Consider the following 26,949-nt stretch of genomic DNA (forward strand, 5'->3'; position numbering starts at 1 on the left):
TTTCACTCTTTTTTCATTTTTGATAGGTTTATGTAATTTTTTGTTTTTCTTATTCTTCTTTTCTCATAGGAGGAAAGAGTACTGTTTCTCGAACAGAACGATTCATAAGTAAAGCAAAAAATCGTTCACTCATTCCAAAACCAAACGCTGGTGGCATCCCATATTCCAAAGCTTCCAAAAAATCTTCATCAATCATTTGAGCTTCTTTATCGCCATTTTCCCTTAATTTCATTTGCTCTTCAAATCGCATTCGTTGTTCTATGGGATCATTAAGTTCAGAAAAGGCATTACATAATTCTGATTTTCCTGCCACGATTTGCATTCGTAAAACTTTTCTAGGATTTTCAGGATCTGATTTTGCCAGAGGAGAAACCTCGATAGGATGTCCTACAAGAAAACATGGTTGTATAAGTTTTTGTCGAACTGTTTTTTTATAGAGGGTATCAATCATTCTTCCTTTCCCATACATCGGATCATAAAGTATTCCTAATTCATCAGCTTTCTTCTTTAGCATTTCAACCGTAACTTCACCCGAAAGGTCTATCCCCGTTTCTTGCAAAAAAGCCTGAAAATAATCAACTCGAGCGAAAGGTCTTTCCCAATCAATTTCTGCACCCTCAAAAGTATGCGTGTAACCACTCAAAATATTTCGAGCGATACATCTAAAAAGCTCCTCTGAGAGTTGCATTCCCTTTTCAAGATCTCCATAAGCCCAATAAAATTCAACATCATCATATTCTTGGAGATGTTCTCGGTCAACACCTTCATTGCGAAAAAGCCTTCCAATTTCAAATACTTTTTCATACCCTCCTACAAGTAGACGTTTAAGAGCGAGCTCCAAAGAAATTCGTAAATAAAAATCTCGATCCATTGCATTGTGTCTGGTAATGAAAGGTTCTGCATCTGCACCACCAGGGACATTTTCCAAAACGGGTGTCTGTACTTCCAAAAATCCTTCCTTAGAAAGAAAATCTCGAACAGTTTTCCAAAAAATGTTTTTCCTAAAAAAAATATCTTTTGTTTCAGGATGAACAAGGAGATCCAAGTATCGTTTTCGAAGAAGTTCTTCTGTGTCTTTTATGCCAAAATGCTCACTTGGTATAGGACGTATTGTCTTGGAAAGCATACTCCATGAAGTTCCTTTTATTGTTTTTTCTTCTTTCTTTGTAAGAAAAACTTTTCCAGAAACCTCTATAAAATCACCAATGTCTACACTTTTAGAAAAAAGTCGAAATGTTTCTCCGAGAGTTTTTTCTTCAAAAAATATTTGCATTTTTCCACTAAGATCTTCTATATGCGCAAATGCAATTTTCCCCATTACACGAAGTGATCGGATCCTTCCTGCGATTGTTACTTCACTTTCATTTTCAAAAAATTTCTTAAAAGATTCTTGAACATCTTCAATATTCTGCATCCTTTTTGTTTTTTCTGGATAAGGATTCATCCCAAAATCCCGAAGTACTTGTAATTTTGCCCTTCTCCCTTCAATAATATCATCTCTCATACCCATTTTCTTAAATACATTGATTTTTTAAAACATTTCCCATTAAGAATATCCTACCGCACACACAAACAAAAAACAAGAAATATACCATCGCATAATCAGGATTTCATCAATTCAAATAAATAATAACACAAGGTTTTCCAAAACATTTCATGAATATTAACTAAAAAATATTCTTACTAAAATATAAACTATTAAAAATACATACTAAATTACTATTACTAAAAAATTCTATCAAAATGCAAATCGTATTTAAAAATTTTAATACAAATGACTAGTTTTTTTCAATTATAAAAATTTATTTAATTCTCACAATTTGTAAAAATATTCATCAAGTATAAATCTTTAACTATTAATTATTATATGGAGCATCTTTTTCTAAAAGCTTTTTATAGATTTCCTCCAAACGGTCCTTGTATATTTTTTCTTCAAGATCATTCACGCTTTGCAACGCTTTTTTGGAAACATTTTCAAGATTTTTCTGTTTCAAAACTTTTTTCATTACATGAGCTAAATCTTTAACATTTCCAAATTCAAAGAGGAATCCATTCTCTCCATCAACTATTCTTTCTGTTATTCCTCCAATTCGCGAAGCAATCACGATCAATCCCTTTCCAAGAGCCTCTACCAAGGCGTAAGGCATATTTTCATACCAAACAGAAGGAATAATAACAAGAGTAGTCAAGCCCATTTCTTCTGAGAGAGCTGTTTCTGAAAGATGTCCAAGAAATCGAACTCTATCAGAAACACCCAAGGAAACAGAAAGTTTTTCAAGATTTTTTCGTTCTGGACCATCTCCAGCAATAGTAAGAAAAAGTCCTTCGACAGAAACCATTGCTCGAAGAAGAACATCCACGCCCTTTTCAGAAGAAAGTCTTCCAGCATAAAGTGCTGAAGCATTTTTTTGATATGTATATTTAAAAGAAACACTATCTCTTTTGATAGGTTGAGAAAGGATTGTTATTTCTTTTTGAAATCCTCGTTCTTTAAATTTTTCTTTGAGAAATTTACTTGGAGAAAGTAAAATGTCTATTTTATTATAGATACCTATCAATGTATGGAAAAAGTTTTCGAAAGAACAGACCACACTCGAAGAAAAAGAATTTTGTACACATGTATCCAAAATACATTGAATGTTCCCTCCTTCCCAAATATGATCTCTCGAAAAAAGAGAATAGTTGGGACATACTAATTTATAGTCATGAAGCGTCATAACTATCGGAATATTTCTTTTTTTTAAGGTTGCTATAATTGAGGGAGAAATTTGATGATATATATTATGAAGATGTGCAATGTCCGGTTGAAATTTTTCCAAGAGCCTTTCTAAATTCCTTTGCGCTTCAAAATTCCATAAAATCTTTCCCGTAAAACAAATACGATCTTGTATGCTATACTGTGTATGATAATCTACATTTTTTATAAAATAAGATTCCCATTCTGTTGGTTTATTCTGAGGATGTTGCATAGAAAAAAATGCTACCTCGTGACCCGCCTCAGAAAGAATCCGAGCCGTATCAAAATAGGCACGTTCAGCTCCTCCTCGAAGATAATGAAATTTATTAATCAAAAGTATTTTCATAATTCCATTCTAACGTATTTATGAATAAAAGCATACCTTTCAAATTTTCCCTCTTCATGATTTTTTTAGCAGTATCTAGTGTTCTTTTTATAAGCCTTCTCATACTCAATTATCCCGTTTCTCAATCTTCTATTGTTTCTCTTTTCTCTCTTTTACCCTTCTTTCTTTTTGCCTTCCCATTTATCACCCTTGGTTTTCTTCTTATTGTTCGTCCGAGTCTCGATTACCTTTCGGATACATTTTATTTTTTTCTCCCCTTTGGCGAAGGTATGACCGTAACACTCGCTCAAGGATTCGGCTTGGGAGTTGTATTTCTTTCCCTTCTCTTTTTTCTTCGTTTTCGAAAAGCATTTCTCTCACACACACTCTCAAGTTTTTTTCTCCTCCTCCTTTCTTGGGGTGCTTTTACACTTTCATACACCATAGATACAACACAAACTATGTATGAACTTTTCCGTTTATTGTCAATATTTTTTGTATTTTCTTTTTCTTATTATCTTATCGTAAACGAAAAGTCTTTTATTAAACTTCTTATTATTATTCTTGTCTCTTGTGTTATTCCTGTATTCACAGCATGGACACAATTCGTGCTTGGAATTGGTTATACAGATGATGCTTTTTCTGTTCCCCGTATATACGGAACATTTGCACATCCAAATATTTTTGCTCTCTATCTTACTATTGCCATCGCCGCAGGATCTCTTCTTTTTCTCTTTATCAGAAAACCTCTTTACAAAATGTTTCTTGGATCAACATTATTCATTCTTCTTATAACTCTTTTCTTTACGTATTCCCGAGCAGCGTGGGGAACATTTTTTCTTTTTGCCATCCTTGTAATTTTCTATAAATATCCCAAATCACTTCCTTTTATTATTATTTTTCCCCTTATTGTATTTTTCATCTCTTCTCCTGTTCGCGATCGTGTAGAAGATGTTTTACACTTTTCTCAATCAAGCTCTCTCACCTGGCGTATAAACATTTGGACTGACACAATCTCCAAAACCCAAGAAGAAGGAAAAATTCTTCTTGGTTATGGCCTTAACACTTTTGAAGAAGTTGCTGAATCTTTACGGGGAATACGATTTGTCGTCAATGATCCTCATAGTGAATTTGTACGCTCATTTGTTGAAGGTGGGATTATTGGACTTCTCGTTTTCCTTATTTTTTCTCTCGCCCCTCTCATTATTTCTTGGAAGCAATTTCACATTACCTCCAAAGAAAAACTTACATCTCAGGATTCTCGTAAAAAAACTGTATTTTTCATTCTCTGGGCACTCCTTCTTTCACTTTTTTTCTTGAGTTTTACCGATCACGTTCTCCGCTCTACTATGGTTCAATGGTCGCTTTGGGCTCTTCTTGGTGGAGCACTTCGTGTATATGTAAAACCTCCATCTTCCCTAAATGAATAATTTGTGTTAGATTATTCAATTACGTTATATTTTGATTTTTTAAAAAGTACTCTTATCTCACTACTATGCAAAGGATTTTCTTTTTTCTTCTCACCAATATCGCGGTTATAGCAGTCGCTTCTCTCTTATTGAGCATTTTCAACATTGCGCCCTATCTCAGTGCTTCAGGAATAAATTATCAATCTCTCCTTATTTTTTCTGCTGTATTCGGATTTTCTGGATCAATCATTTCCCTTCTTATCTCTAAATGGATGGCAAAAAATGCCTTTGGTATAAAAATCATCCAGCAAGCAAAAACTCCTGAAGAACAGTTTATTTTTCAAACAGTGCAAACACTAGCGAGACAATCATCTCTTGGTATGCCTGAAGTAGGAATATACGATTCACCCGAAGCTAACGCATTTGCTACAGGTTGGAATCGAAATCATGCGCTTGTTGCTGTTTCCACAGGACTTCTTAATGGAATGGAAAAAGATGAAATAGAAGCGGTCTTGGGCCATGAAATTGCACATATCGCCAATGGCGATATGGTAACCCTCACACTCATTCAAGGAGTAGTAAATACCTTTGTTATTTTCTTTGCTCGAATCGCAGCTTATGCCGTTCAAGTCTTCTTTAGTAAAGATAATGAAGAGGAAGGAATAAGCACACTTGCCTATTCTCTCACTTCCATTGTTTTTGAAATTCTTTTTGGAATCTTAGCAAGTATGATTGTTATGGCTTTTTCTCGACACAGGGAGTTTCGAGCTGACTCAGGAAGTGCAAAATTTCTGGGAAAAGAAAAAATGATCAAAGCCCTTCAAAAACTCGAGACCCTCCAAGATCGCCTTATCGATCCTCGAGGAAAGTCTTTTGCTACTATGAAAATTTCTGACAAGCCTTCTGGATTTCTTTCTTTTTTTTCTAGTCATCCCCCACTCAAAGATCGGATAGAAGCCTTGAAAAAACAATAAAAAATACCCCGTCTCATATCTGGACGGGGTTTTAAAAATCTTTCAGTCATCTAAATTTTCTTCGGCAAACATTGCGCGCAAACCTTCCCACAAAAAAACCAAAGGAAAGAGAACGAGAAGAATGCCAAACACCAGAGCTATGTACCACCATGAATTACTCGGCTCACTCATTATATATCTCCAATACGTATCAAAAAACTTTTTTCACTCTAGCAGAAAAGGCTCGTAGAGAAAAGATCCCCTCTGAAATGAAAACCTTTTCATCAAAAGAAAAACCGCCGAAAGAAGTATCTTTCAACGGTTTAGTAAAAACTAGAGACTACTAACTACACTGTCCGAACTTCCCTCTGAAAACGATAGGGACGTATCTTGTGGGATTTATGAATATTCCACAAGCAGTTTCGTCATCGGCAGTCCATGTGCCGGGCATTTCGTCTGAAAGACGATTTTTGCCATCCGTAACGATGTACGGTTTTCCGAATTCCATTTCTGAGCTCTTTTTTACACATCCATGTAATCTACCCGTTTCTTCATTCACCCTACAGGCGAAGAAGTTTTTAGAGTTCCAAGAAGTTATCTTTTCCTTGTATATTTCGTTCCACAACAATCCATCTGGAGTTGTCGCCGCGAAAACCTTCGAAGAAAAAAAGAGGAAGAGGAGAAGAATTCCTGTTATAAAGAGAAAAAGAGAGAAAGCCCCTCCGAACAAGTAGGGTGTATCGTATTTTTTCATCTCTCACTCCTAGGCTCACTTGCCTAAAAAATATAAAAGAACATATTTGTCCGAAAAAATTCGGTACAGGTTTGGACAGAGAGATTGTATTCTCCGTATCCAAGACTTTATCGAATAAATAAAAAAGAAAATCGACAGAGAACAATACGAATACTATCTTCTATTCGGTAAATTTTACCAAAAGAAAAATATTATTGTATGTTCTCTGACGATTAATCGAGACGATGTTCAGACGGTTATTTTACCGTCCAGTAATCGTCGGATCGGGCCTTGAACGACCCGACCACGCTCCCGGGCCCAATCATTTGGGTTCCAGGAGCGGACCCAGCCTCACCCCATGTTGATCCTCCGCAGAAGATCACGTATGGGAGTCCGCTCTGCATGGCAGAAGGAGGCCCACACTCAGTCATCGACGGGCGTCCATTTTCGGCGCGACAGATCTCGCAAAGAGATGGGTCATAAGGAATGACCCTTACTCCTTGGGAAGCCGCGGACCAAGAAGTTCCGTCGTAGCGTCCAGCGTGGGCCGGAGAGGCAAGGAGGAGGAGCAGAAACAGGGTTCCTACTATTGCCAGTGTGGCTATGAAGCCCCCAAAAGAAGCTTCCGCCCACGTCTCATCCTGCTGTTGCTGATTCTGAAAATAGTTCATCTCGAACTCCTGGGGGTGTTTTCCCCTAAATATTGAAAAAGTACTTGTTCTCTCTTCCTTTTTGGGAAGATGATGGAATGACATCAACGATATCAATCCAATAATCTTTCGAAAAAAAGGAATGCCCGGAAGCGAGAAAGAGATTATTCGAATACATCTCTCACGCTTCCTGGCAATATAGCACATCCTGACAATTTTGTCAAGATATATACGGATTTTACCGCGCACTTTCAAGGATATCCTTGAATTTTCTTTGAGAAAATCCTTTCTCAAAGCGGAAAGTCATACCTTCTTTCCCATTTTTTATCTTCTTTGATTCTTTACAATTTCCGTGTAAAGGTTATTTCCTTACCAACAACTACCCAGAAAAAGAACCTAATGCACTTTCAATTCCTCCCGAAGAAGAAATTGTTATGTGCTGTTTCTCCTCATTATTGGAAGATGCAGTTTGTTGATCTGCGGCCCAACCAAACGGTGAGGAGGTTGACGTGTTATTGTGTTGATCAGCTTTATAATCCTTTACAAAATGATTTTCATCACTCTGAGAGGATGGGACTGATTTTGCTTTCGGAGCTACAGCTTTCGCTTTCACACCGAGGTATTGCTGAGAGCTTCCGGCATTGTCCGTAAGAGCCGTAGTAGCAACCTGCGAGTTAGCACGAAGCCAACCCAATCCAGCATTCCACTCGATCTCCACGATGAAGTGAGGATCGGGGAATTGTACACCTACACCGATGCGCCAGACATCGTCCTTCGTAGCGATTCCGGCAAGGATTTTACCCCCGATCGGATTACTGACCACGTCGCTGATATGCCAGATCCCCAGCGTAAGCTCGGGTTTGACATTCCAGTCTGCTCGATCTAATTCGAACCGAAGAATGGCGCCGACCACGAGTTTCCTTGCGGACTCATGATTGACAGGTGTTCCTTTCCAGAGAATGTCCGTTTTGTTACCACTAAGAGGAATATCCACCCATGGCATAAAACGAACAGTTACACCAGTCTGATCATCAATTTTGAACCGCTCCCGAAGTTGCAAAGCGATTCGAAGATCCATACCATCGGCACGGAGCTTTTCTACCAGACCATCCTTGGAGTATCCACGAGTTGAGCCTTGTCCCGCAAGGACAACGAATTCAACCGCATCGATGTCACCGACCGGTCCACGACCTTCGATACCAACGCCGTAGAAATCAGAGACTTCCACCCATTCCTTATTATTGAAACGAGCGGACTTACCTGCGATCGACGGACCCACCTTCCAGCCGTTTCCAACTGGGAAAAGGCACGAGAAACGGAGTGATCCGCTTTCTCCACGTTGCCCCATCTGAGCCCAAAGAGCACCTACGGCTTCACAACCAAGACTTTCTTGGGTAGGAGCGGGAGCTGGTGGCGTGGGAACTGTTACTGTGTTCCAAGCAACGTTTCCACACCGCATGGCGATGTCAACCTGCTTGCTACCATTCATGGATGGGCATGCCCAAACCATGATGTCAGTACCACTGGCGTTTTGAGTCTTGCCCCAATTCCCCTTGCCCATAGCCATACCTTCCCAGGTAAAACCTATGGGACGAGCAACGGCCTGACACTTTCCAGAAACAAGATCTCCCCGAACCTGCTCCACTTCCGAACTCGAAAGTCCGAATTGAGACAGGCGACGAGATTGCTCTGAAGTGAGTTGCAATTCTTCCGTCTTGTGCCATTCTTTCCGGAGGCGAAGAGGAAGAAGAGAATCAGCGCCGACTTTCTTCCACTGGCGAATACCAGAGGAAGATTCCAGAACAACAGGAGATTGTTTCACAGAAGAAACGACTATTCCTGATTCTGGAAGCGTGAGGGTTTGTCCAACGCGAATCGTGTGAGGAGCCTTAATCCCATTCGCTCTGGCAATTTCTTGCCAAGAAGTCTGGGATTTATTGGCGATTTTGATCAAGGAGTCACCCTTGACCACCGTGTACGTCCCCGCCGAAGCAAGGGGCGCGCCAACAACCGCGAGAAAAATTCCCGCGATGACGAGAAGTTTCCTAAACATCATAACCTCCCGAGGATTTCTCCTCTTTTTTAGAACTTTCTTTCTTCTCTTCAAGAAGGTTTGGCTCTTTGAGGAGCGCGCACCCTATTTGAAGGACTTTGGGAAGGGCTCCAATGGGTCCATACATTATCGGTCCGAGAATATCGGATGACGATATAGACCCAAGCCCACAAATTGCTGACCGTTCTTTCCAATCGACAAGCGATGGGACCGAAACAGCGTTGAGTGCATCTTCTCCGAAAAGGAGTCTCGCTCCTGATCCCGGTATATCATCGGAGATAAACGGGAACTCTCCTCCGAGATGAGCATATATATCCCGAAGCTCGGAAGCACTTAACTCCTTTGCCACAGGGACCATATACGCCTTACCTCGCGCGGAGATGACTTCCACACCTCGGAACTCACTCGAAGAAAAAACATACCCTTTTTCTCCTTTCGGATAAAGAGAAATGTTTTGACCCGAGACGCGAGCTCGAAATGCCTTTCGGCAAATTTCGACCTGCTTTTTGTCAAGAGTCATGTACTGTTTGCACATAACCTCTCGTTTCACCTCCTTCGGAAGTGAAACCTCATATCCCTTTGCCGAATGAATCGGCGGAGGGGCCACAAATGTCGTGGCATTGGCAAGATATTCCATCTCACCACCACTCAGACCCAACGACTCACGAGGAGTCATTGGAGCGCATCCCGACGCGATAATCGCGACGAGAACAAGACTCAACCTATTATTCACAACAAACCTCCTCTCTCTTTCGAGAGAAAAAATCAAAAAAAATTTTAAAAGTACTCGGATCAAAACTTCATATAAACTATGAAAGTGATCCCGCAAGGAGAGAAAAAGAATTTTCTCCCTTGTGCGGAAACATTCTCAAGCAATTCTTTCAATAAACTATATATCGTAGATCAGACCGCCACGCGATTCCTTATTCTTCATTGGAGGAGCGAAAACTGAATAATCTGTTGTATCCACTTCTTGTTTATACCATATACGAATAAAGAAAATGGCTATTCCAAGGATCATCCCAGCGATGCTTCCAAATATCAATTGCATTATGGTTGGATTCTGCTCCACAATAGGTCCTGATATAAGCTTTATCGATAATGACTCCGGTGGACCTGATCGAAATAATGTATTTTGATTAATAAGCACATCAGATATAGCCTTAGCAATACCAATAGCATCATTTCTGCTATCACGATATACAGTCACTTCAAGAATACCTGCATTCGATCTTTGTTTTACCTCTACAGTATTCTGCCATTCTTTTAAACGACTTCGTTCATCACCCGAGAAAGGCTCTCTTTCAAAATAATTTGTTCGAGAAGCCTCGTTAAGAAAAAGATCACTCATCACAGCTTCACGAAGAACATTTCCACTATATTCAGCACTTTTAGAAAGTGTATAGAAGTCTTTAGAATCCTCACTGTGTTGCATTACAAGAAAATCTGTTCGAACTTTGTATGCATCAGGAACAAATATCAAAAGAAGAAAAACGAAAACGCCCCCAATAAGTGCTGAAAAAAATATATTTCCAACATTGTTACGGATATTCGTAAAAAACAGAGAATAGTAATACATAATAAAGAGAGTTTTTTCAATAATGCTAACGGGCTACATTAGCACAACTTTTAATTTTTGTCAATAGTAACGACAAAAAACGCCTTATTAAAAACGTTTTATTTTTCTCTTTATTTCTCTATTCTGGTTGAGCACCAAGAACAACTGTAACTTTTTGTTCAATTCCTTGACGAACAAATGATACAGTCACTTCATCTTTTTCTTTAAAATTACTCAAAACATTGGAAAGCGGATTTTCATAACTAATAGAAATATCATTTACCGAACGAATGATATCCCCATAGCGAAAACCAGCTTTTTGCGCAGGAGAACCCAAAAGAACGACTGGAGAAAGAGGACTAGTCTTTTGTTCAAAAGACAACCAAGCGCCTGATTCTATATTTAAGTCATTTCTTTTTGCTATAGTCGGGGTAATGGATATATAAGACGCTCCAAAAAATGGAGGTTGATAGCTAGGATTTGCAACAACCCTTTGCATGCTTTTTTTCATATCATTTCCTCTCAAAACATAAGGAAAACTCTGATCCCCTACCGTCCTAGTACCCAAGATACCCATTAATTCTCCCGTATAACTTAATACCGGAGAACCAGATCGTATATCTTTTTCTTCCAAAAAAGAAACTTCAAAAACTCCTTGATGTTTTTCGGTTGAAGAAGAGACCTTATTAGCCAAAGAAAAAGTTGGATTAAATGTTTTAATAACTCCAAAATAAATCTCATTTTGATTCAAAATATCATTTTCTCCAAGAGCAATAACTTTTCTTCCGGAAGAAAAATCTTCAGAATCAGCAAAAACTACTGGAGTAAAATTATCCCCAGATATTCGAAGATATAATAAATGAGAAAAAGAATCATATGCAAAAAATTTCGCATCAAAACGAGTTCCGTCAAAATCCATTATGTCATAAGTTGTCTCAGAAAAATCTAAAGAATCTGAAAAAGATGTAACCAATAAACCATCCGTAGTAAGAATTGTTCCTGTTAAAGAAAAAATTCTTTTTGTTAAAGCTTTTTCCTGCATCATAATATATACAATGGAATTGCTCACATTTTGAATAGAACGATCTAGTCGATCATCATCACGTATAATTATCTCTTCCCTATTGTTAATAACTGTTGTATTTTCTTTTGCCGTTTCTAACAAAGAAAAATTTGAAAACATTTCTAAAGAAGCCAAAAATGGCAAAGCCAAACGAATGGAAAAAATCGAGACAATTCCAATAAAAAGAATAATCCCTATATATCGAAAGAGAAATCTAAAAATAAATACAGATTTTCGTAAAAAAGGAATCATATATATAAAGAATACACGAAAAATAAAAAATATACAATAATACAAAAATAAGTACGCGATGCTTCCTTATTGATTTTAGATACATTAAAAGTTACACTAAGATTTATGAGTATTCTCTGTGAAAACAAACGAGCCTTTCATGACTACACCCTTCTGGAAAAATATGTAGCTGGCTTAGCATTGACCGGACAGGAAGTAAAAGCTATAAAAAATCATCAGATTAGTCTCAAAGGATCCTTTGTAACTTTTTCCAATAATGAAGCTTTCCTCACAAATGCCCATGTTAGCGCCTATAAAAACGCTGGGGAACTCCCCTCTTATGAACCAGAGCGTTCTAGAAAGCTTCTTCTCAAAAAGAAAGAAATTTCAAATCTTGTAGAAAAAAAACAAACACAGGGACTTACAGTTGTACCCATAAAGATTTTCATTTCTAGACGTGGACTCCTTAAAATTGAAATAGCTCTCGCTCGAGGAAAGAAACAATTTGATAAACGTGCAGACATTGCAAAACGCGAATCACAAAGAAGAATGCAGAGAATATCTTCGTCCTTGAATTGAAGTTCGGTATAGAGTATACTTTTTCCTAGAGTTAAAAATAGTATAAATAATAAAAAAGATTTTTATGAACGACGTTCAGACATTATTCGATCAAATGCAAAGTGCCAAAAAAGAACAGAAAGATATTAGAAAAGAATATAGAGATGCGCTTTCACACGATTCAACGTATCAGCAATCGCTAGAAGATCTCAAAGTTCTTCGTGATAAGAAAAAACTTATTGAATCTGAAGTTCAATCTCAAATGGGAAATCGTTGGGAACGAATGGATGACCTTAAAAGAGAAATTGCTAATGCACAAGAGATGATTTCAGATGCAACATTAAACGCTATCATGAAAGGCGAGTCTATAGCAATAAAAGACGAGTACGACACTGTATATGAGCCTCAATTCAATGTTACTTTCAAAAAAGCCGACGGCGTAAGAGACTTTCAATAAAAATTCTCGAAAAAAAACAGACTTTGCACAATAAAGTCTGTTTTTTTATTTTCATTTCTTTCTATTACGAAATTTTCACAGATTTGCAATAAAAAATAGAAACTCTCATTAAATTCTTTTATGTTGTCAAAACCACCCGGGAATCCATAATTATAGATCCCTCTCCTTTCTGACAAACCAGAAGAGGATTAATATCAATCTCTCTTATTTCAGGAAATATCTCCATTATATGAGCGATTCGGAAAACTGTTTCTATAAGAGAATCCTTATCTAAAATTTCTCCTCCTCGAGCACCTTCCAGAATAGGAAAAGATCGTAAAGAATGAATCATATCAATAATATCTTGCCTAAAAATAGGCAAAACCCCAAAAGAAACATCTTTAAAAACCTCCACATAAACACCTCCAAGACCAACCATAATAATTGATCCAAGAACTTTATCACGCTTTGCTCCAACTACCATATGAAGTCCTTTTTCTGGAGCCATTTCCATAACCATAATACCATCAATTCGTGCATAAGGTGCATTCATACGGACCACTTCTCCCATATTTTCAAATTCACGAACGACATCTTGAATCGGAATTCCTACGCGAACACCTCCTACATCTGTTTTATGAAGAATATCGGGAGAAACAATCTTCAACACAACTTTCTGACCAATCTCTTGTGCAAAAGATAATGCCTCTTGCGCATTTTCTACTATTTTAGATCGTAGCATATGAAAACCAAGACTTTCTAAAAATGGACTAGCATACGCTTCGGGAAGTTCCAAAATATTCTTTTGTTGAAAATTACTCAAAATTAATCGGGAGTCATTTATTTTTTGTGTTGAAAAATATTCGCCACTCACACGATCACTCTCGGCATTCTTCTTAAGAAATTGTCTTCTCTTTTCAATCAAGCCCAGAACAAATCCCGCTTCATTTGGATTTCCAGCGACATAAAGCCCTTCTTTTTCCAACAAGGCCACACCTTCAGAAACAAGATTTTTCCCCATAAAAACAGGAAGGATAATTTTATTCGTTTCTTTAGATTTTTTTATAATAACTTGAGCTGTTTCTTTTACAGCTGTCATTGTTTGAGGAGTTAAAATAACACAGACTGCATAAACAGCCTCATCTTTAAGAATATATTCAAGTGCTTTTTCATAACGATCAGCATGAGCGTCTCCTAAAATATCAACAGGATTTATAACACTTGCTGCTAGAGGAAAAGATTCTCGCAATTTATTTTTTGTTTCTTGAGAGAGCTCTGCCATTATAATTCCCTGTTCAGAAAGAGCATCCGTTGCCAACACACCAGGACCTCCAGCATTTGTTATCACAGCGACGTCACCCTTTTCGAAAGTATTATCGTACAAAGAAAAGATTTTCATTGCCCAAAAAAGCTCTTCTACTCCAGAAACACGAAGGATCCCTGATTGTCGGAATATAGCATCATACGTTTCATCATTCCCTGCAAGCGCCCCTGTATGAGAAGCACTCGCCATTGAACCTTCTTTCGTCTTTCCTGATTTGAGAATAATAACAGGCTTTTTCTTCCCCGAGGTCTGCATAAATTCAATGAACGCATCTATTTGTCGTAAATCTTCTGCATAAAGAGCAATAACATCTGTTTCTTCATCATTCATCAAATATTCCAAAAGTAAACGTTCTTCTAAAACAGTCTTATTTCCCGTACTTATAAATTTAGAAAAACCAATACCTTGCTCTTTGGCCCAATCCAAAACAGATGCGCATAAAGCACCACTCTGTGAAAGAAATGCAATATTTCCCTTCTTAGGAACAAGTGGTGCGAAAGAAGCATTAAGGCCAATATGTGGATTAAGAATTCCTAAACAATTAGGTCCCAAAAGTGCCATGTTATACTTTTTGGCAATATCTGAAAGTTCTTCTTCTCGAGCAATATTTCCAGACTCTCGAAAACCAGCAGAAATAACTATTACAGAATGAATTCCTTTCTCGCCACATTGAGTGAGTACTGTAGCCACAATTTTTGCAGGAACAATAATAATTGCAAGATCAATGGTGTGTGCAATATCATCCACGTCTGCATATACTTTTTTTCCAAAAAGTTCTTCTATTCTTGGGTTTACCAAAAAAACATCTCCTTCATACAATCCTTCTACAATATTTTTCGCTACATCATTTCCCACACTTCCTTCTTCCCCAGAAGCACCAATAACAGCAACTGACCCAGGATGAAACATTTTTTTTATTTGCTCTTGCATATATTTTTCTAAAAGTCCCTATTTATGTATATTCACATTTTTAAACATTCTTCCACCAAGAAACATTTTCTTTATACCACCTTACGGTTTCTCTCAAACCTTCTTCGAGAGAAATGGAAGGCTCCCATTGTAAATCTTTTTTTATTTTTTCATAATTCATATCATAGCGAAAATCATGTCCAGGACGATCAGATACATATTCAATCATTTCTTCATCAAAGCCCAAAATATTTAATAAAAGCAAAATAATTTCTTTATTTGTAGGTTGATTTCCTCCTCCGATACAATACGTTTCACCAATCAAACCTTTCCGTATAATAACATTAATGGCACGACAATGATCTTTCACATAAAGCCAATCACGAATTTGATTTCCTTCTCCATAAAGAGGAATTTTTTTTCCATTTAAAACGTTTGTAATAGCCAAGGGAATAAGTTTTTCTGGATAATGAAATGGTCCGTAATTATTAGAACAATTTGAGAGTGTGACAGGTAATCCATATGTCTCAAAATAAGCTCTCACAAAATGATCCGATCCAGCCTTTGATGCTGAATAAGGACTTCTTGGATTATAGGGAGTTTTTTCATCAAAAGCTTTCTCCTCAAGATGTAATGCTCCAAAAACTTCATCAGTAGACACATGATGAAAACGAGGAATACCCAATATTCGAGCAACTTCAAGAAGTGTCTGTGTTCCTAATACATTTGTTTTTACAAAAGAAGTTGCATCTGTAATAGAACGGTCCACATGAGATTCTGCTGCGAAATGAACAATCACATCCACATGAGCATTTTTCATTGAAAGTATAAGTTTCTCTTTATCACAAATATCTCCATGAATAAAAGAATATCGAGAATCTTCCTTCCAATTTTTAAGATTTTCAGGATTTCCAGCATACGTCAAAAGATCATAATTTATAACTTCATCTTGAGGATATTTTTCAAGAATGTAATGAATAAAATTTGATCCAATAAAACCACACCCACCAGTTACAAATAATTTCATAGTATTTTTCTTTGAAATTCCTTAAATGTCATACTTACTGCATCTTTTTTAGAAATAATAACTGCATTCTTTTCCATAGGCCAAGAAATAGCAATTGTTGGGTCATTCCAAAGAAGACTTCCTTCGCATTCCGGACTATACACATCAGTACATTTATAAGAAAAAATTGTATTATCCTCCAATGCTATAAAACCATGAGCGAAACCAGGTGGAATCCAAAATTGTTTATGATTTTCTCCTGAAAGCTCCAAGCCAAACCATTTTCCAAACGTTTCAGATTTTGGTCGAATATCCACAGCAACATCCCAAACTCGACCAAAAAGAACGCTTACCAATTTCCCTTGTTCGTGGGGCTTTTTCTGAAAATGAAGACCCCGAATAACTCCCCGATTCGATTGTGAAACATTATCTTGAACAAAAGAAAAATGGATACCTATTTCTTCTTGATAGCGATACGAGTTAAAAGACTCAAAAAAGAAACCCCTTTCATCTTTATAGATATCAGGAGTGAATACCAAAAGACCTTTAATAAATATTTCTTTTTTCCCCATATTCATTTCTCAAGAATACCCCAAAAAGCAAAAAAGAAAAAGGACTCATTCTAAAGAAGAGAATGAGTCCTTTTAGCGCACCAAGAAAAAATATTATTTGCTTTCATTAAGAGTAATATCTCTATCCAAAATTATTTCATGAAATTCTTTCTTTCCAGTTGAATCCATAATTTCTATTGCGTAAGGGACTTTCTTAAGACCTGCTTGTTTTTGAATTTTGAGATTATAAAATTCTCCATCCAAGAAACTCGGAAGAGTATATTCGAACGTAAAAGTTTTCGAAGAATTTAAAGGAACTTGCACAAGTGTTCCGAAATATTTTTTCCCAAATTCATTTCCATACTGAACATCTTTAACAAGTCCCTGAGTTGATTCAAGCCAACTCCCTTCTGGAACATAGATACGGAGATATGATTGGTAGTCACCCGTTTTCCAATCTTTTGTTTTTCCATTGTGCGTATATGTTATCGAAAGAACAGCACGAGGTCTTTCCTTTGTAAAATCCAGGGAATATGAAACTTTTCTTTCTATAAGTCTATCACTTTTTAAAGCTCCTAAATTAGCATCTACCAATAAGAGATAATCATTCTTCCACGAAGAATCTGTAATACCGCCCCATGATCGTTCTTGAATTATTTTATTCAAATAACTATCTTTAAAATAAAGTTGAATATCTTTGCTATATAAATCATCAAGAATCACTCTTGCCAATCGAATTTTCTTAGAAATATCTAAATCTCCTAATTGTGCCAAAACAGCTTTAGCGAGATCATTAAGCATAACTTTTCGATCGCCTCTTTTTATGCCCTGGTCCACAAATCCCTTTTCCACTTGATACTGTAATAATTCAATAGCATTTTCCGTTCCATATCTCCCAGGAAAGCCCTCTATTTCTACTGGACCAGTAATTTCAAGAGCGCTCAAAAGAACATCTGTTGTTATACCAATAACACCATTAAATTTCTCTTCTCCCTTTCCCATCTCATAGAACATAAGAGCATTCTCTGCATTTGTTGGAAAATCAGGAGAATAATTAGAATCTCGAAGTTTCCAAGAATCCACTCCCAAAGTCTCTTTCATTGGAAAAGGGGGTGAAATTATCGAGGGTATTCTTCCATCAAAATTCGCTGTATCATGAACGGAAATATCTTTTACAAAACCATTCTTCACTTTTAAAACACCGAAAGAGCCAATAAAACCCCCTCCTGGTCGAAGTTCCCAGTAGTTTTGAAAAAGGAGAAGGTACGTTCTTTCAACATCATCATCCACCATAAGAAGATCCGCCAAGGAAACAACAGCTTCAATGTCCCCCTTAAATTCTTCAGACAAGGGAAGAAATTCCGCTGTTCGAGAAATCATACCAAAACCATTATTTTTTACTTCCAAGAAAAAATACCAACAAAAAAGAAAAATAACCGAAACCGTCCAAAATATAATCCAGAACCTTAAAGAATATTTTTTCGACATATATATACAATTAGAAAGATAAATACAATAAAATTATGCACAAAAATTTATATCATTTTTCCCCGGAGAAGATCATTAAGTCTTCGTTTATATTCTTCATTTGAAGGTTCTTTTTCTTCTCTCTCATTCAAAGACATCATCGCATGAGCATCTAATTCTAATAACTCTTTTTTCAAAGATTCTTCTTCGAGAACATCATCATCAGCAATGGGAAGATTTATTGGAACATGTCCTTCTGGAGAAATTATTTTAGGGAAGTCTTCATTTAAATCAATTTTCTTTTGAGATTTTTCCAGTGAGGGGGTTTCTTCTTTCAAAAAAGTTTCTTCTTCTTTTTTAACATCTTCTCGTTGTTGTAAAATATATTTTTTTGTTTGATCCAAAAAATGAAAAGCCTCTAAAGAGCTTGGCATTTCCTTTTTCTTCCAAAAGTTTTTCCAAGAAAGTTCCTCTTTTTGAGGAATATTACTTTTATCTTTATTCGCTTCAAAAGACTCCCATACAAGATTTTTTCGTCGAGAGAATAAGAATTTTTCTTTAGAAAGAAAAGAGCTCAAAAAAACCATAAGGGAAGCCAAAAAAATACTCATCCAAAAACCAAAGAAAAATCCTTTATCATAAATATAGGGAGGTTCCAAAATATGAAGAGCAAAACGATCTTGAGTATCATAATATTTACCACTTTCTGAAAGAAAGGTATTAGCAACTCCATACAAAAGCTGTCTTGTTTCAAATTCATCTTTCCCATAAGAAGAAATTCGCAATGTATGAGCATATGTTTGTGTATGAATTCTTTGTTCCCATTTTTTCAAAGGATATTCATCATCCTGCTCATTCATTTCAATAAGTTCCTTAAGTTGAGGATATTTTTTTGTTACGGAAGAAATAAAATTTTTAGTTTGTGAAAAGACAGAAAGATTTTCAACAATCTTCTCAGTATTATCCAAATCACTCAAAGATTGAGGAATAAAAAGAAATACTATAGTTCCTTCATATCGAAAAAAGGTCGACTTCCAAATAAAAGAGGAAAGACTGAATATAAAAACAAAAAGAAGAAAAGAAAAAAAAGTTTTCATATATTTATAATTGACGAACACTTTTTGAGTAAGAAACTTGCTGAGTAGCCTTATTCTTTTTCATTTTTTTTGCCAAAATTAAAGTTTCGTTATAAAGAGAAATTGTTCTTTTTGCAATGCGCCCAAAACCAAATTTACGATGAATACGCAATTTTGATTGTGTCAGAAATGTTGCAATCGTATTTTTGGGAACATTCAAGACATAAGCGAGTTTTTCAAAAAGTGCCATATCTCCCTCATAGGGCAATGCCATTCCTCGAAAACTAGAAGGAGTCTTTTCTGTCAAAAAAACAATTGGGATACCAAAACCAGCAGCATCTTCAACGGAACCAAAGAAAAAATCAGAATCACATTTTTCAACAACGCAAGCAATTGATTGGGATAAAAGAACGTCCCTGTCTTTTCCATCTTCAAAAAACAGAAGAAGAGGTTGTGTAAGGGATAAAATTTCAGCAGCTGTCTTTTGTTCTTGAGATAAAGATTCCGTCACAACAACCAGCGAGGTATTATTAGCAATTCTATTTGTTGCATATAATTTTTCAAAGGATCGAAGAAGGCTATGAAGGCCATCCGGATGAGAAGCAAAATCTGAAACACATACTATATAAGACTTTTGCTTTAATCCGATATTCTTCTTCTTTTCAAAAAATTCTTTTATTCTAGTTTCAGAAATTTCATATGACTTTCCTTTTGGAAGCAAAATACTCTTTGCTTGTGATATTTTTCTCACATAGCGAATGCTTCTTTCACTATCTGCAATTATCCCATAGCTAGAAGAAAGTGCCATTTGATAAAGCTTTTTCATCGTAAAAGTTTTCTTTTTAAAAAGAAAACTTTGATTGACTCTTCGAATAATCACAAGAGATGGTCGAAAAATATGAAGTAAAAGAGATCCTAATATGAATTGATCATTACAGACATCTACAATATCCGCTTTCACAGAAAATAAAAAAAGGAATCTTTTACATGAAATGAGTTTATTTTTAAAGAAAGAATTGGATTGTGGAAAACATTTAACAGAAAAAGAAGATCCTTTTTTTGAAAATTCATTCAAAAGAAATTTCTCTCGATGTATAGAATCAACGAGACAAATTACTTTATGATTATCATCCAATAATTTTTGAAAAAAAATTGTATGAACAAAAGATGGTTGTGTAACCATCTTTTGGGAAGTCGATTCAAGAAAAACAATCTTCATATGTTCAGGAAAAAAATATAGCTACAAGAACTTTACACTATCTTTATTGAAAAAGTTTCTTTAGAAAATCTTCAAGATCGAAGATAATCCGCCAAATTCATTACTTTTATACGTATTATTTTTTTCCGTCACATTCTTCCAAGCTTTTTCTATACCTGAATTTCTCGAAATCCTTGCAAATCCGTAACGATTATTTTCTTCAAAATTAACATTATCTATATTGGCATATCCCTTCGAGCCATAAGCATTTAACTCTAAACCTTCTCTATTGTTTTCATTAATATCACAATCAATAAGAGAAATATCAGAATTATCTAATACAGCAAGAACTCCACTTTTTTCATTTTCTTCAAAAGAACTATCTTCTGCCCACAATTCTACAGATTTAGAAAGGGCCATACCATTCCCATCATTCTTAGAAAAAGAACTTTTTATAAGAACAATTTTTCGATCTTCTTGAACATAAAGTCCAGACCATTCATTATTTCGAATAATACTTTTTGAAATAGTTACTTCATATCTTTCATCTTTTGAGTCTGCACCCAAAACAAGTATTCCTTCTTTATCGTTATTTTGAACAATAACATTAGAGATTTCAGCTCGAGATTTTTTCTTTACAATAATTCCTTGTTTTCCATTTTCTACAGTAACACCAGAAAGTTTGGTTCCATGTTCCATATAGACAACAGTATCATCATCGTCATCCGCCTTAATTGTAGTTTCGGAAGATCCTGCTCCAATAATTTGAGCATCTTCAGGAATATTTATATTTTCTTCATATTTCCCCTTAGCTACGTATATTTTCGTACCATCATTATCTTTTACTTGCTCAATTGCTTGAGAAATTGTTTTGAAGGGATGATTCTTGGAACCATTTTCTGTTCCAGAAGCATTTTTATCAACATAGAGCTCTTTATAAGAATCACCGATTGCTAAAAAAGGAATCGCTAAAACTATTGCCATAAAGGCAAAAACACCCACACCAAAAGACGTTTTCTTATTTGAAAAATAATTCATAAATAAAAACACAATTAATTACAAAATATCAAAGTAATAACGTTCGAAGATAGCAGATAAAACGAAAAATGTCAAGACCTGCGTTATTGCAAAATCAAGTTAAGTTTAACGCACCTTTTTTTCCCTCCCCTCCTAATCCCCCACCGTAACCGTCATACTATGAGTAAGACGATTCCCTGCTTTATCTGTTACTTTGAGAGTAAGGGTGTAGATTCCATTTGAAACAGATTCAGGGATGATGAAGAAAGAATCTTTTTTGTTTGGTATCTTTTTCCATTCTTTATGATAGGGAGTGAGTTTTACTTGATAGGAGTCTATACCAGAGAAGTTATCTTTTGCAGGAAAGTCTATTCTTGTTCCTCTTGTTACGTTTTGTGTTTTTGGAAGTTCTGTTTTGAAGGTTGGAGCTTTTCTATCATAGATTACTTTAAACCATTGTGAGATGTCAGATTCATTTCCTGCTTCATCTATAAGTTTGATAGCATAGTGTCTTGAATCATTTTCTTTTTTTGGGAGAGAGTATTCCCAATTCCCATCTTTATCTATACGTGCAGTAGCTATTTTTCTTTTTGCTCCAAGATAGGTTCTTTGATACACAACGACAGTTCCATTCTTTGCTTCTTCATTCCTTCCTTTAAGTTTGGGACGTTCTTTTTGTGTATAGAAGGTTTCTCCTTCTTCTATGTTTGTTTTCTTTGTTCCTTTGAGTTCGAGAGTGATTTGAGATTTTGGTTCGAGGGTAGGTTCTTTTGTATCTATAGTAGTATCTTCTGAAGGAGATGTTTGTATGCTTGTACTATTTCCTACATTGTCTGTTGATCGTATGTATATGATGTGGTTTCCATCAGAGAGATTGGTGAGGGTGCAGGTGAATGATTCTTCTTGTTCTTCAAAGAGAGAATCGTTTGAGGTGCATGGAGTCCATGATCCTGAGAGAGAGTCGAGTTGATACTCTACGTTTTGGATAGTTCCATCAGTATCTTTTGTTGTTCCGGTAAGAATAAGAGTGGAATCATTGGTAAGAGGAGGGAGAGGGTTAAGAGTGAGGGAGGGATAGGTGAGGTCTATGGTGAAGGTGAAAGAAGATTCTTCTCCTTCTTTTGTGGTATTGGTATTGGAGTCAGTAGATCGTGTGTATATGGTATAGGTTCCATCTGTGAGTTCAGGAGTTGTGCAAGAGAAAGATTCTGATGCACTGTTAAAAGTTCCATCATCTGGGGTGCAGGGAGTCCAAGATCCGGAGGTAGAGTTGAGTTGGAATTCTACGGATTGGATGGTACTAAGGAGATCAGTTGCTGTTCCGGTAAGAGTTGGTGTGGAGTCTGGGGTGGGAGTGGAGATGGGAGTGAGGGAGAGGGAGGGAGGAGTGGTGTCGTAAGAGAAGGCGGAGAGGAAAATGTCGGATCCTCCAAAACCCACCCCTGATTCATAGGGATCGGTAAAATCTCCATCACCGTTTAAATCAGCTATGTCGGTTATGCGACCCGTTATGTAAATATTTCCAGAAGAATTACTAATACTACTATAAACAAAATCATTTCCTACCCCTCCCAAACGTCTAGACCAGAGATATTCTCCAGAAGAAGTAAAGGCAGAAATAAAGGCATCTTGCCCCCCATACGGAACTCCGCCAGTTTCATTAACATCAAGAATATCTCCGTCACCATTAAGATCAGCTATGCCCGTTACGGATCCTGCTATATAAATATTTCTGGAAGTATCTCTACTACTAATATTCCAAATGTAATCGAAGCTCCCCCCTCCTAAACGTTTAGACCAAAGATATTCTCCAGAAGAAGTAAAGGCAGAAATAAAGGCATCTTGCCCCCCATACGGAACTCCGCCAGTTTCATTAACATCAAGAATATCTCCGTCACCATTAAGATCAGCATCACCAGTTATAAATCCTGTTACGTAAAGATTTCCAAAAAAATCAGTTATTACTTTATAATTAGTGTCTGTCTCTAATCCTCCTAAACGTTTAGACCAAAGATGTGTACCATCTGATGTAAAGGCGGAAAGAAAGGCATCCGGCTCTCCATACGGAGCTACGACAGTTTCATTGAAATCATTAGTATCACCATCGCCATTAAAATCAGCTGTACCCCTCGTTTGTCCTGAAATATAGATACCTCCAGAAAAATCCACAGAACTGCCTCGACCAGTATCTTGTTCTACCCCTCCCAAACGTTTAGACCAAAGATATTCTCCAGAAGAAGTAAAGGCAGAAATAAAGGCATCTTGCCCCCCATACGGAACTCCGCCAGTTTCATTAACATCAAGAATATCTCCGTCACCATTAAGATCAGCTATGCCCGTTACGGATCCTGCTACATAAAGATTTCCTGAGGAATCAAGAGTTATACTCGAACCATTATCAGTTCCCGTTCCTCCAAGACGCTTTGACCAGAGATATGTTCCGTCTGAGGAAAAAACGGAGAAAAAAGCATCAGTTCCTCCGAATCCTATTCCTGATTCATAGGGATCAGTAAAGTCTCCATCGCCATTTAAGTCAGCGTCTCCAGTAATATATTCTGCAACATACATATTTCCTGAGGAACCTATAGCTATGTAATAACCAGTATCGCTCCCTGCTCCTCCCAACCGCTTTGACCACTCATGTGTGACCGTTGCTGCCTGAGCATACTGTGAAAGAAAAAAGAAAACAAAGAATATTCCGAAAAGTGTGGGGAGAAGATGTGATTTTTTATAAGAAAAAATTCTCATATTTTTTTATTTCATTCTATTTTTTTACTTTCTCCTATTCTATCATATTCATAAAAGAGAACAAAGAAATTGCATAAAAAAATTCTAAAACAAAAGACTATTTCTAAAAAGAGGAGGATATTTCTTTTTCATATACTGTGTATAATCTATAAAAAAGTAATTGACATAATTTTTCTCACCTTCTATTCTTTATTCAGTACCAAGAGAGGATGGGTAATTCTTTTTTAAGACAAGGAGAATTCCCATGCATTGCATCATAAAAAACATCTTTCTCGGAAGCGGAATAATCCTGTTTGCGGTACTAGTCTATCTAGCATCATTCAAACAAACAGAGATTCTTAGGACTCCTCTTTATGAGATATGGGTCCCACTTGTAATAGTGGTAGTTCTTTCCTTCATACTTGCTGGAATAAGAACTCCCACGAGCAAATGTCCCTAACGAAACAGCTGTCGGCGAATAGCTATTCGCCGACACCCTCACCATTTCAAAAAGAAATGGTTTTTTTATTTTATAAAAATCTACTCTTCTCATTCCCAGAAGACTACATCGTTCTTTTCTTCACCAAATAGATAGTTGTCATATATCCAACATTGGAAGGAAGATTGGAAGAGAAAATATCAAGATCATAAAGTGTCGCACAAACCAAAGGAGCAATCACCAATGAATTTTTTTCATATTTTCCATCACGAAGATTTTTTGCAGCAAGAGCTGTATCAGAAGCTTCTCGGAAAACGCACTGAGAAAACATATTTTGAAGAGCAATCTTATGTTCTTTAAGAGCCTGGGGATGTGAATAAAAAATTACAGGCCTCTTTATATCAATTACAGAATGGGAAAGAAGTGCGTGATCAAGTTGAAAATCTTGTTCATCTACTTTTTCAAAAGAATATTTTTGTATAGCTTTTTGAGTTTCTGCGACAAATCCAGAGCGAGATGATTTCCAAGCAAATGTTCCGTATTGAATATCTCCCCTTTCTAGTGATTTCAAAACATTTTCGGTTGTAATAAGATATTGAATATTACTATTTTTCCACCCGTATTTTGTAGCAAAGAAAAAACAAGCCCTTTCATTTGTACTTCCTTTATCCCCTTGTATACCGATACGCATACCATCCATAATTTTTTCTTCTCTATTCTTTTTTGATACGCTCTTCATCAAAAATTTGTGATTCGTACGGAGAGTCTATTATCGTTCTTTAGTACTTTGGTATTATTATAATCTATTGTAGCATCTTCTCGTATTTGAGCAGAAGCAATGTCTGATCGTAGTACATACGTATATTCAGGTATGTATTTTATTTTTGAATCTGAATCAAAGGAAGATTTTCGTAAAATTTCAGAAAATAGGGTACGAATTTCCAAGCCACTTTTTACTCCAGAAATTTTATTCCCAGGCCATATTTCATTAAGAAGGAGTAAGCCTTTCTTTTCCAAAATAGGATATAAATTTTCCAAAAAATCATGAATTTTTTCATTAACTTTATCCGCATCTTTTAGCTCACCCACCATAAAATGGAATAAATTATTTGTACAAATAACATCAAAAGACTCTTTGTCGAAAGGAATTTCTCCTCCATCAGCAATACTAAAATTAATATCTTTCTCTTTTTGAGCCTTCTTATAGTGCGAAATATTTTTTACATCAATATCAATAACAAAAATATCCGATTGAAGATTTAATTTTTTAGCAAAATCATAAAATTCCTGAGCGCTATATTTCCCATAGGATCCTACAAGGAGAAATTTTGGCTGATCCAAAGATTGAATTCTTTGTATTTCTTCTTGTCCCAAAAGTTCAAAGTATGTCGGCTCTGCAGCACCGAATGTTGAGCTAAAAATAACCTTTTCATTCTCGATATACCCACTTATTTGTGGAGGCTTTCCAAATAAATTACTATTATCCCGCATCATTTGATATTCAAGAGCAATTTCTCCAAAACTTTTTTTCAAAATTTCAGCTATTTTTTCTATAGATTCTCGATCTGAAAGCCCTGTTATATCTGTAATATCTTCAGGTCGTATATTCTGAGGAAAAGCCTCATAAGAAATCTCTTTTTCTTTTTCAATGTTATTTGGAGAGAAAAATTCTTTCATATATATGCACTATTTTTTATTTAATGACTCCAGACTTATTATAAAATAGCCTTTCTTTGTTTTTTAATAAGAATACATTCTCTCTTTTATAAATCTTCTAACTTTTTTTGAAGAAAAAGAAGATCCTCAAAAAAAGGATTTTCTTTCCACTGAAGAAGTAAACTAGCTATTGTTTTTCTCATATGATTAAGTGTTTTTTCTTTAGAAACACTGAATCGTTCAAAAACAACATCGCCATCTTTAAAAATATCAGCCAAAAGCTCAGAAACATTTGCGATAACATCAGCAGATTTAACTAGAAGAGAATCTTTTGAAAATGTTTGAATATGTTCAAGTGCTTCTTTTTTTCTTTCATCCCAAGAAAGATTTCTATCATTTTCTGTTACACTATATACTAAGAAAGCAACTTCTTCTCCGAATCGTTCAGCAATTAAATCCTTATTAACTTTTTTATAATCAGGACTATCTTCTATGGTATCGTGAAGTATTCCAGCAATAACAACTTCCTCTCGAGCTTGCGCTTGAGAAAGTAAAAACCCTACTGTTAATGGATGAATAATATAAGGTATATCTTTCCCTTTTCGTCGTTGTTTCTGGTAAACTTCATGCGTTTTAAGTGCAAATCGAATGGCTTTTTGAATATTCATTGTATAAATCATATATATCTCTCTATTTTTTATTATCCTATCCCTATTCTTCAATAAGCCCTTTTATCATAATACAGCCTAAAAGCAAAACCTTCCAATTATTTTTTTCTTAAAACAAATTTATAAATTCTCTATTTCTCCCCCTTCTCAAGCAAACTTTTTTTCAAATAAAAAAGCAGAAGGTATAGTTATTTTTTATAACCAT

Annotated in this window: 23 protein-coding genes; 4 read left to right on the plus strand and 19 right to left on the minus strand. The window is 36.0% G+C overall.

Annotation, left to right across the window (positions count from 1 at the left end; all coding sequences use genetic code 11):
• Window positions 1-49: 49 nt before the first annotated feature.
• Together lysS and IPN70_00410 are read right to left on the minus strand one after the other, a co-directional pair.
• Window positions 50-1,504 carry a lysine--tRNA ligase gene (gene lysS / locus IPN70_00405; protein ID QQS61384.1) on the minus strand — a complete coding sequence of 485 codons (1,455 nt, stop codon included), beginning with the start codon at window positions 1,502-1,504 and terminating at the stop codon, window positions 50-52.
• 352 nt (window positions 1,505-1,856) lie between these two features.
• On the minus strand, window positions 1,857-3,083 hold the full coding sequence (locus tag IPN70_00410) for a glycosyltransferase (GenBank protein ID QQS61385.1): 1,227 nt from the start codon (window positions 3,081-3,083) through the stop codon (window positions 1,857-1,859).
• Window positions 3,084-3,139: 56 nt separating this feature from the next.
• On the opposite strand from IPN70_00410, the gene IPN70_00415 reads away from it, so the two are divergent.
• Window positions 3,140-4,492 carry an O-antigen ligase family protein gene (locus tag IPN70_00415; GenBank protein QQS61386.1) on the plus strand — a complete coding sequence of 451 codons (1,353 nt, stop codon included), beginning with the start codon at window positions 3,140-3,142 and terminating at the stop codon, window positions 4,490-4,492.
• Window positions 4,493-4,557: 65 nt separating this feature from the next.
• Window positions 4,558-5,445, plus strand: a complete 888-nt coding sequence (htpX, locus tag IPN70_00420; protein QQS61387.1) for a protease HtpX — start codon at window positions 4,558-4,560, stop codon at window positions 5,443-5,445.
• A 322-nt stretch (window positions 5,446-5,767) separates the two neighbouring features.
• Here htpX and IPN70_00425 read toward each other — a convergent pair whose 3' ends face one another.
• The 6 genes from IPN70_00425 to IPN70_00450 form a co-directional block, all read right to left on the minus strand.
• Window positions 5,768-6,178, minus strand: coding sequence for a hypothetical protein (locus tag IPN70_00425; protein ID QQS61388.1), 411 nt, complete (start codon window positions 6,176-6,178; stop codon window positions 5,768-5,770).
• A 236-nt stretch (window positions 6,179-6,414) separates the two neighbouring features.
• On the minus strand, window positions 6,415-7,101 hold the full coding sequence (locus IPN70_00430) for a hypothetical protein (GenBank protein ID QQS61389.1): 687 nt from the start codon (window positions 7,099-7,101) through the stop codon (window positions 6,415-6,417).
• Between the two features lie 85 nt (window positions 7,102-7,186).
• Window positions 7,187-8,863, minus strand: a complete 1,677-nt coding sequence (locus IPN70_00435) for a LysM peptidoglycan-binding domain-containing protein (GenBank protein QQS61390.1) — start codon at window positions 8,861-8,863, stop codon at window positions 7,187-7,189.
• Window positions 8,853-9,593 carry a hypothetical protein gene (locus IPN70_00440; GenBank protein QQS61391.1) on the minus strand — a complete coding sequence of 247 codons (741 nt, stop codon included), beginning with the start codon at window positions 9,591-9,593 and terminating at the stop codon, window positions 8,853-8,855. The genes IPN70_00435 and IPN70_00440 overlap by 11 nt, the downstream gene beginning before the upstream one ends.
• 156 nt (window positions 9,594-9,749) lie before the next feature.
• A complete protein-coding gene (locus IPN70_00445) occupies window positions 9,750-10,439 on the minus strand; it encodes a hypothetical protein (GenBank protein QQS61392.1) in 690 nt (229 codons plus the stop codon).
• Window positions 10,440-10,557: 118 nt separating this feature from the next.
• Window positions 10,558-11,733, minus strand: coding sequence for a serine protease (locus IPN70_00450; protein ID QQS61393.1), 1,176 nt, complete (start codon window positions 11,731-11,733; stop codon window positions 10,558-10,560).
• A gap of 105 nt (window positions 11,734-11,838) precedes the next feature.
• On the opposite strand from IPN70_00450, the gene smpB reads away from it, so the two are divergent.
• Window positions 11,839-12,291 (plus strand): SsrA-binding protein SmpB, encoded by a 453-nt coding sequence (smpB, locus tag IPN70_00455; protein QQS61394.1) that lies wholly within the window; start codon window positions 11,839-11,841, stop codon window positions 12,289-12,291.
• Between the two features lie 64 nt (window positions 12,292-12,355).
• The gene (locus tag IPN70_00460) at window positions 12,356-12,727 is read left to right on the plus strand and encodes a hypothetical protein (protein ID QQS61395.1); all 372 of its coding nucleotides are present in this window, start codon (window positions 12,356-12,358) and stop codon (window positions 12,725-12,727) included.
• 118 nt (window positions 12,728-12,845) lie between these two features.
• On the opposite strand, the gene IPN70_00465 is transcribed toward IPN70_00460, so the two are convergent.
• The 11 genes from IPN70_00465 to IPN70_00515 all read right to left on the minus strand — a co-directional run bounded on the left by IPN70_00465 (window position 12,846) and on the right by IPN70_00515 (window position 26,756).
• On the minus strand, window positions 12,846-14,960 hold the full coding sequence (locus IPN70_00465) for an acetate--CoA ligase family protein (protein ID QQS61396.1): 2,115 nt from the start codon (window positions 14,958-14,960) through the stop codon (window positions 12,846-12,848).
• Window positions 14,961-15,000: 40 nt separating this feature from the next.
• Window positions 15,001-15,966 carry a dTDP-glucose 4,6-dehydratase gene (gene rfbB / locus IPN70_00470; GenBank protein QQS61397.1) on the minus strand — a complete coding sequence of 322 codons (966 nt, stop codon included), beginning with the start codon at window positions 15,964-15,966 and terminating at the stop codon, window positions 15,001-15,003.
• Window positions 15,963-16,517, minus strand: a complete 555-nt coding sequence (rfbC, locus tag IPN70_00475) for a dTDP-4-dehydrorhamnose 3,5-epimerase (GenBank protein QQS61398.1) — start codon at window positions 16,515-16,517, stop codon at window positions 15,963-15,965. The genes rfbB and rfbC overlap by 4 nt, the downstream gene beginning before the upstream one ends.
• 93 nt (window positions 16,518-16,610) lie before the next feature.
• Window positions 16,611-17,984 (minus strand): DUF4012 domain-containing protein, encoded by a 1,374-nt coding sequence (locus IPN70_00480; protein QQS61399.1) that lies wholly within the window; start codon window positions 17,982-17,984, stop codon window positions 16,611-16,613.
• A gap of 47 nt (window positions 17,985-18,031) precedes the next feature.
• On the minus strand, window positions 18,032-19,060 hold the full coding sequence (locus IPN70_00485) for a hypothetical protein (protein QQS61400.1): 1,029 nt from the start codon (window positions 19,058-19,060) through the stop codon (window positions 18,032-18,034).
• Between the two features lie 4 nt (window positions 19,061-19,064).
• Complete coding sequence (locus IPN70_00490) at window positions 19,065-20,258, minus strand: glycosyltransferase (protein QQS61401.1); 1,194 nt, start codon at window positions 20,256-20,258, stop codon at window positions 19,065-19,067.
• A gap of 60 nt (window positions 20,259-20,318) precedes the next feature.
• Entirely contained in the window at window positions 20,319-21,275 is a 957-nt protein-coding gene (locus IPN70_00495) for a right-handed parallel beta-helix repeat-containing protein (protein ID QQS61402.1), read from the minus strand.
• Window positions 21,276-21,407: 132 nt separating this feature from the next.
• Window positions 21,408-24,002, minus strand: coding sequence for an SBBP repeat-containing protein (locus tag IPN70_00500; protein QQS61403.1), 2,595 nt, complete (start codon window positions 24,000-24,002; stop codon window positions 21,408-21,410).
• A 542-nt stretch (window positions 24,003-24,544) separates the two neighbouring features.
• Window positions 24,545-25,120 carry a hypothetical protein gene (locus IPN70_00505; protein ID QQS61404.1) on the minus strand — a complete coding sequence of 192 codons (576 nt, stop codon included), beginning with the start codon at window positions 25,118-25,120 and terminating at the stop codon, window positions 24,545-24,547.
• A 38-nt stretch (window positions 25,121-25,158) separates the two neighbouring features.
• Window positions 25,159-26,097 carry a methyltransferase domain-containing protein gene (locus IPN70_00510; GenBank protein QQS61405.1) on the minus strand — a complete coding sequence of 313 codons (939 nt, stop codon included), beginning with the start codon at window positions 26,095-26,097 and terminating at the stop codon, window positions 25,159-25,161.
• An 86-nt stretch (window positions 26,098-26,183) separates the two neighbouring features.
• A complete protein-coding gene (locus tag IPN70_00515) occupies window positions 26,184-26,756 on the minus strand; it encodes an HD domain-containing protein (GenBank protein ID QQS61406.1) in 573 nt (190 codons plus the stop codon).
• Window positions 26,757-26,949 lie beyond the last annotated feature (193 nt).

It is taken from the genome of Candidatus Moraniibacteriota bacterium, assembly GCA_016699795.1.
GTDB lineage: Bacteria > Patescibacteriota > Minisyncoccia > Moranbacterales.

Coding starts and splice junctions, on each gene's coding strand:
- rfbC (QQS61398.1), bottom strand. CDS start 16,517: ATGGGGAAAAAAGAAATATTTATTAAAGGTCTTTTGGTATTCACTCCT.
- lysS (QQS61384.1), bottom strand. CDS start 1,504: ATGAGAGATGATATTATTGAAGGGAGAAGGGCAAAATTACAAGTACTT.
- IPN70_00415 (QQS61386.1), top strand. CDS start 3,140: ATGATTTTTTTAGCAGTATCTAGTGTTCTTTTTATAAGCCTTCTCATA.
- IPN70_00500 (QQS61403.1), bottom strand. CDS start 24,002: ATGAGAATTTTTTCTTATAAAAAATCACATCTTCTCCCCACACTTTTC.
- IPN70_00515 (QQS61406.1), bottom strand. CDS start 26,756: ATGATTTATACAATGAATATTCAAAAAGCCATTCGATTTGCACTTAAA.
- IPN70_00480 (QQS61399.1), bottom strand. CDS start 17,984: ATGTCGAAAAAATATTCTTTAAGGTTCTGGATTATATTTTGGACGGTT.
- IPN70_00465 (QQS61396.1), bottom strand. CDS start 14,960: ATGCAAGAGCAAATAAAAAAAATGTTTCATCCTGGGTCAGTTGCTGTT.
- IPN70_00435 (QQS61390.1), bottom strand. CDS start 8,863: ATGATGTTTAGGAAACTTCTCGTCATCGCGGGAATTTTTCTCGCGGTT.
- IPN70_00490 (QQS61401.1), bottom strand. CDS start 20,258: ATGAAGATTGTTTTTCTTGAATCGACTTCCCAAAAGATGGTTACACAA.
- IPN70_00410 (QQS61385.1), bottom strand. CDS start 3,083: ATGAAAATACTTTTGATTAATAAATTTCATTATCTTCGAGGAGGAGCT.
- htpX (QQS61387.1), top strand. CDS start 4,558: ATGCAAAGGATTTTCTTTTTTCTTCTCACCAATATCGCGGTTATAGCA.
- IPN70_00510 (QQS61405.1), bottom strand. CDS start 26,097: ATGAAAGAATTTTTCTCTCCAAATAACATTGAAAAAGAAAAAGAGATT.
- smpB (QQS61394.1), top strand. CDS start 11,839: ATGAGTATTCTCTGTGAAAACAAACGAGCCTTTCATGACTACACCCTT.
- IPN70_00505 (QQS61404.1), bottom strand. CDS start 25,120: ATGGATGGTATGCGTATCGGTATACAAGGGGATAAAGGAAGTACAAAT.
- IPN70_00485 (QQS61400.1), bottom strand. CDS start 19,060: ATGAAAACTTTTTTTTCTTTTCTTCTTTTTGTTTTTATATTCAGTCTT.
- IPN70_00425 (QQS61388.1), bottom strand. CDS start 6,178: ATGAAAAAATACGATACACCCTACTTGTTCGGAGGGGCTTTCTCTCTT.
- IPN70_00495 (QQS61402.1), bottom strand. CDS start 21,275: ATGAATTATTTTTCAAATAAGAAAACGTCTTTTGGTGTGGGTGTTTTT.
- IPN70_00460 (QQS61395.1), top strand. CDS start 12,356: ATGAACGACGTTCAGACATTATTCGATCAAATGCAAAGTGCCAAAAAA.
- rfbB (QQS61397.1), bottom strand. CDS start 15,966: ATGAAATTATTTGTAACTGGTGGGTGTGGTTTTATTGGATCAAATTTT.
- IPN70_00445 (QQS61392.1), bottom strand. CDS start 10,439: ATGTATTACTATTCTCTGTTTTTTACGAATATCCGTAACAATGTTGGA.
- IPN70_00450 (QQS61393.1), bottom strand. CDS start 11,733: ATGATTCCTTTTTTACGAAAATCTGTATTTATTTTTAGATTTCTCTTT.